Below are 6507 nucleotides of genomic sequence, written 5' to 3' on the forward strand. Positions count from 1 at the left end.
GATTAAAACTTAAATATGGTCTACCTCTACTCATCTCCTTTTCATTATTATTTGTAATTTAGCCATCCTTCGAAAAGGCTATTTTTCGATCTTACGCTTATTTCAAATCCTAATAACATAAATACAATGTCCTCTAAAGGAGATAAAAAATTATTTTTGCTTGATGCAATGGCACTGATATACAGGGCGCATTTTGCATTTTCCAAAAACCCTAGAATCAATTCAAAAGGTCTCAATACCGGTATTATGCTGGGCTTTACCAACACACTTCTTGAAGTGCTTGAAAAAGAGAAGCCTACACATATCGCGGTAGTCTTTGATACCAAAGCACCCACTTTCAGACATGTGCAATTCGAGGCCTATAAGGCCAATAGGCAAGAGCAGCCAGAGGATATAGAGATTGGTATTCCTTGGGTAAAACAAATCGTGGAGGCATTTAATATTCCAGTGCTTGAACTGGATGGATTCGAAGCTGATGACATTATCGGGACGCTTGCCAAAAAAGCCGAAAGGACAAGTTTTGTGGTCTATATGATGACTCCTGATAAGGATTATGGGCAATTGGTGGATGAGCATATCTACTTGTATAAGCCTGCTTTTATGGGGAATGCCGTAGACATAATGGGGCCAAAAGAGGTCTGTGCAAAGTGGGATATTGAAAACGTAGATCAGGTACGCGATATTCTTGGTCTTATGGGAGATGCCGTGGATAATATTCCAGGCATACCGGGCATTGGCCAAAAGACTGCTGTCAAACTGCTTAAGACCTATGGATCTGTTGAGGAGTTGCTTCAACATACAGATGACCTGAAAGGCAAACAAAAAGAGAATGTGGAAAACTTTGCCCAGCAGGGCTTACTTTCCAAAGAATTGGCGACCATCAAGGTCGATGTTCCCGTGGATTTTGATGAAAAAAGCTTGACCTATGATGGACCTGATGAGGAAAAGTTGAAAGCACTCTTTGCAGAACTTGAATTCAGGACCCTTACCCAGCGGGTATTTAAGGAAAAGATGAAAAAGCCTGAAATGAAGGTTTCTGAACAGCTGGGTTTGTTTACAGGAGTCGAGGAGACTGAGGAAGATGATATACCTGAGGAAGCTCCCATTCCAGCACCCGTATTGAATGACAGTATTCTGACCACTGCTCATGATTACCACAAAGTGGATGGAGAAAAGGGGATCAAAGAATTGATTGCATTTTTGGAGCGTCAGGATGAATTTTGTTTCGATACCGAAACCACTGCCCTCAATCCCAATGAAGCGGAATTGGTGGGGCTATCTTTCTCCTATGTTCCTGGAGAGGCATTCTATATTCCTTTTCCAGCCGATCAAGAGGAAGCCAAGAAAAAACTGGAATTGTTCAGAGGCATTTTTGAGAATGAAAATATCACCAAGATTGGGCAGAATGTTAAATATGACCTTTTGGTTCTCAAAAATTACGGTATGCAAGTCCGTGGCAAATTGTATGATACCATGCTGGCACATTACCTCATCGAGCCGGAAGGAAAGCATTCTATGGATTGGTTAGCCCAGCAATACCTCAATTACAAGCCTGTTTCTATCGAATCTTTGATCGGAAAAAAGGGTAAAAACCAAGGTAATATGCGGGATGTAGACGTAGATGAAGTCGTGGCCTACGCCGCTGAAGACGCTGACATCACCCTAAAGCTTAAGCAGAAGCTTGACCCTTTGGTCAAAGAAAATGGTGTTGAAAAGTTACTCCTGGAGGTTGAAAACCCGCTTATACAGGTGTTGACTGAAATGGAGTTTGAAGGTGTACGCATAGACACAGAAAGTCTGGCAGAAATGTCCCAGGAATTGGAAAGGGAAAGTCTGGAAATAGAAAAAAGAGTTTATGAACTGGCAGGACAGGAATTCAATCTTTCCTCTCCCAAACAGCTTGGAGAGATTTTATTTGTGAAGCTGGATCTTGATCCCAAGGCCAAGAAGACCAAAACAGGTCAATTTGCTACTGGAGAGGAAGTCTTGAGTAAGATGGCTGGTGAGCATGAAATTGCCAGGGTCATCCTAGAATACAGGCAGATTGTCAAATTAAAATCTACTTATGTGGATGCATTGCCAACCATGATCAATCCCAAAACAGGCAGGGTCCATACTACCTATAATCAGTTTGTAGCCGCTACAGGAAGACTTTCATCTATCAATCCGAATTTGCAGAATATTCCTATTCGTACTGAACGCGGTAGAGAGATCAGAAAGGCGTTTGTTCCAAGAGATGAAAACCATGTGCTTTTTGCAGCGGATTATTCCCAGATAGAACTGAGGATTATGGCAGCTTTTTCAAAAGATGAATCCATGATCGAGGCATTTAAAAATGGGAGAGACATTCATGCTACTACTGCAGCTAAGATTTTTCAAGTGCCCTTGGATGAGGTGACTTCCGACATGAGAAGAAAAGCCAAAACTGCCAACTTTGGAATCATCTATGGAATATCGGCATTTGGTTTGGCTCAAAGACTTAATATTTCCAGGACGGAAGCTAAGGAAATCATAGATGCCTACTTTAAAGAATTTCCTGCTGTCAAAGGCTATATGGATAGCTGCATAGATAAGGCCAAAAAAGATGAATACGTTGAAACCATCTTGGGTAGAAGAAGGTACCTTAGAGATATAAATAGTAGGAATCAAACCATGCGTGGCTTTGCAGAAAGAAATGCTATCAATGCCCCAATTCAAGGTTCAGCCGCCGATATGATCAAGATTGCTATGATTAATGTGCACCAATGGATGAAAAAAGAAAACTTGAAATCCAAAATGATCCTACAGGTACATGATGAACTTGTTTTTGATGCAGTCAAAGAAGAAGTTGAATTGCTTCAAAAGGAAATCCCAAGGCTGATGTCTTCAGCGGTACAGCTCGAAGTTCCTGTGGTGGTGGAAACAGGCACAGGAAATGACTGGTTGGAGGCACATTGAGAAGCGAGAGACTAGAAACGAGAGTCGTTTCTTTCAAGAGATATAAGCCTTCGGCGATATATTGGTCACGTATACTCATATAAATTTAACGCTATAAAAAAAGTGTCAAGTAAATTTAGGACGTGACAATGAAGGGATGCCGCAGAAAAAAAAGAGCAGTGAATAATTTAAAATTTAAAATGAAAGCGCTTTTCGATTTGTCAGGCTCCATTGAATGAATGGAGGGTAGACCAGGGTTTTACAGGATTTTTGAATTTCGAATATCGAATGATGAAAATCGAATCATGAAGAATGTAGAGACGAGAAGTGAGAAGCGAAAGGGATGAAGGGGAAGGAGATGCGCCTGCCCGACTAGATATCATCTGGGCAGGAGAAGCGAAAAGTAAGAGAAAAGAATTTCATTCAAAAAATAAGAATCAGTGTGAAGAATATCCTAATATCAATTTAGTATCCATGAATATCCTCTCAAGACAGTAATTAAGAATAATACCTGCATTATCGCGGATACGCATTTAAAATTTTATATGGCCAAAACAAAAACAAGTTTTTTCTGTCAGAATTGCGGTGCCCAAAGTCCAAAATGGATAGGGAAATGTCCTTCTTGTGGGGAATGGAATACTTATGTGGAAGAAGTAATCCAAAAAGAAGAAAGTGGATTGGGTACTTGGAAATCAGGGCAGCAGAAGGATAAAAGAACCAATAAACCCAAAAAGCTTTCAGAAATAGACTACAGTCAATCCCCAAGAACGCCCACTTTTGACACTGAATTGGACAGGGTTCTTGGGGGCGGCATCGTTCCAGGATCTTTGGTATTGATTGGTGGTGAGCCTGGCATCGGTAAATCAACACTCATGCTTCAAATTGCACTTTCCCTGTCCAAAATTAAGGTGTTATATGTTTCTGGAGAAGAAAGTGAATCGCAGATAAAAATGCGTGCGGAGCGAATGTTGGTACATTCTGACAACTGTTATGTGCTTTCTGAAACCAATACACAACAGATATTTGAGCAAATAGAAATCTTACAGCCCAATGTTTTGGTCATTGATTCCATACAGACCCTCCACAGTAGGCATGTGGAGTCCGCTGCGGGCTCAGTGTCGCAGGTAAGGGAATGCACAGCAGAGTTGATGCGTTTTGCCAAAGAAACCGGTACTCCAGTATTTTTGATCGGACATATCACCAAGGATGGGTCCATTGCCGGACCAAAGGTTTTGGAACATATGGTAGATACGGTTTTACAATTTGAAGGAGATAGACATTTGGCATACAGGATCTTGCGTACTTCCAAAAACCGTTTTGGAAGTACAAACGAACTCGGAATCTATGAAATGCGTGCCGATGGGTTGAGGCCGGTAGCCAATCCTTCTGAGATTTTACTGACCCAACGAGAAGAGCAGCTCAATGGTGTGGCTATCGGAGCCATGATGGAGGGAAATAGACCACTTTTAATAGAAATACAATCATTGGTAAGTCCGGCAACTTATGGTACACCCCAGCGAAGCAGTACAGGATTCGATGCCAAAAGACTCAATATGCTATTGGCGGTATTGGAAAAAAGAGGAGGCATGCGCCTTGGCCAACAGGATGTTTTTCTCAATGTTGCAGGTGGACTGAAAGTGGATGATCCTGCTTTAGACTTAACCGTTTGTGCTTCTCTATTGTCTTCCTATGAAGATCAACCTGTTCCCGATGATGTATGCTTTGCAGGAGAAGTTGGTCTGGGAGGAGAAATTAGGGCTGTACACCGCATTGAAAATAGGATAGCGGAAGCCGAAAAATTAGGTTTCAAAAAAATCGTGGTTTCTAAATATGCCATAAGGGGATTGGATTTGGAAAAATACAAGATAAATGTAGTGGCAGTAAGTAAATTGGATGAAATGTATCAAGGACTATTTTCAGCCTAATTGAACATGAAAGTTTTTCAAAAAGACATCAAACTTAAGCCTTATCCAAGAGGATTTCATCTGATCACTCATACCATAATCAGTGCTATTCCTGAAATTAGACAGATACAAAAAGGAATGCTTCAGGTATTCATCCAACACACTTCCGCAGGTTTGTCTATCAATGAAAATGCAGATCCCACGGTGAGAAAGGATTTCGAAACCTTTATCAACGACCTTATCCCAGAGGATTATAGTAAATTTATCCACACCTATGAAGGACCGGATGACATGCCTGCCCATATCAAAAGCAGCTTATTTGGTGCCAGTATTCAGGTACCTATCAAACAAGGAAGAATGGCACTGGGCACTTGGCAAGGGATTTATCTTTGTGAGTTCAGAGATAATGGGGGCAGCAGGGGTTTAGTGATGACAGCTATCGGAGAATAGTTATTTTATATATATGTAAATCAACAAATTTTAATTTTCAATTTTTTCAAACATCAAATTTTTACCTCTGATATAAATCTTTTACAGATAGTAACACAGTTTTTTAAACTTTAGCCTGAATAAATTCAGCATGCGATTATTTGGCTTTTTACTATTATTCTGTGTCAGTATTCCGGCAATAGGACAAGTTGGGAAAATAAATCTTGATGGTATAGTTGCCAGGAAGATTGATTATCCAATTACCCTAGACGGGGTACTCGATGAAGAGATTTGGTTGGAAGATGGAGGCTGGGCCGAAGATTTTACACAGTTTTTTCCTTCAGATACTTCCTTAGCTCAAGCTCAGAGTAAGGTGAAAATAGCTTTCGATGATAAGTTCCTTTACATAGCCGCTGTGATGTATAATCTTGGCCCAAGAGAGAATTATGTATCCACATCCCTTAGAAGAGATTATAGGGGTGAGCAGAACGACGGAATTTCATTCATACTTGATACATTTAATGACAATACAAATGCTTTTCAATTTGGGGTGAATCCTTATGGAGTCCAAAGGGAGTCCTTGATTGCAAATGGCGGAATGATTCCTTCTGATCTCAATTTAGCCTGGGACAATAAATGGTATTCAAATGCAAAAATTTACGATGACTATTGGGTAGTGGAAGCAGCAATCCCTTTTTCTACATTGCGTTACAATGACGGAGCAGTCAATTGGAATGTCAATTTTTACCGGTTAGACTCTAAATACAACGAGCGCAGTAGCTGGACTCCTATACCCCGCAACTTTTCTATAATTTCCTTGGCATTTTCCAGGAAACTGATGTTTGAGGAACCTTTGAAGAAGGAGACAGCCAATATATCTATCATACCTTATGCAGCAATGGCCACAGATAGAGATTTCCTATCAGAAACCAGTAATCCGGCGAGACCGACTTTCGGAGGAGATGCCAAAATAGGTATGGGGCCGGCGCTGAATCTTGACTTGACCATCAATCCTGATTTTTCACAGGTTGAAGTGGATCAACAGGTGACCAATTTGGATAGGTTCGAGATTTTCTTTCCTGAACAAAGGCAGTTTTTCCTTGAAAATGCAGACCTCTTTGCTGACTTTGGAGCTGTTGGAATAAGACCTTTTTTCTCCCGACGAATAGGAGTGGCCAGAGATGAAAGAACTGGTCAAAACGTACAAAATCAAATCTTATTTGGGAGTAGACTGTCAGGAAAACTCGGGGAAGATTGG

4 protein-coding genes are annotated in these 6507 nt (G+C 40.8%); all 4 read left to right on the top strand.

From position 1 onward, the window contains the following. Window positions 1-126 precede the first annotated feature (126 nt). Window positions 127-2937 carry a DNA polymerase I gene (gene polA / locus EA341_RS14405; protein ID WP_293015797.1) on the top strand — a complete coding sequence of 937 codons (2811 nt, stop codon included), beginning with the start codon at window positions 127-129 and terminating at the stop codon, window positions 2935-2937. A 524-nt stretch (window positions 2938-3461) separates the two neighbouring features. Beyond that, a complete protein-coding gene (gene radA, locus EA341_RS14410) occupies window positions 3462-4841 on the top strand; it encodes a DNA repair protein RadA (RefSeq protein WP_293015799.1) in 1380 nt (459 codons plus the stop codon). A gap of 6 nt (window positions 4842-4847) precedes the next feature. Beyond that, complete coding sequence (locus tag EA341_RS14415) at window positions 4848-5270, top strand: secondary thiamine-phosphate synthase enzyme YjbQ (protein WP_293015801.1); 423 nt, start codon at window positions 4848-4850, stop codon at window positions 5268-5270. Between the two features lie 130 nt (window positions 5271-5400). Then, a partial coding sequence (locus tag EA341_RS14420) for a DUF5916 domain-containing protein (RefSeq protein WP_293015803.1) occupies window positions 5401-6507 on the top strand: 1107 nt, incomplete at its 3' end.

This window comes from Mongoliibacter sp., from assembly GCF_007692705.1.
Taxonomy (GTDB): Bacteria; Bacteroidota; Bacteroidia; order Cytophagales; family Cyclobacteriaceae; genus Mongoliibacter.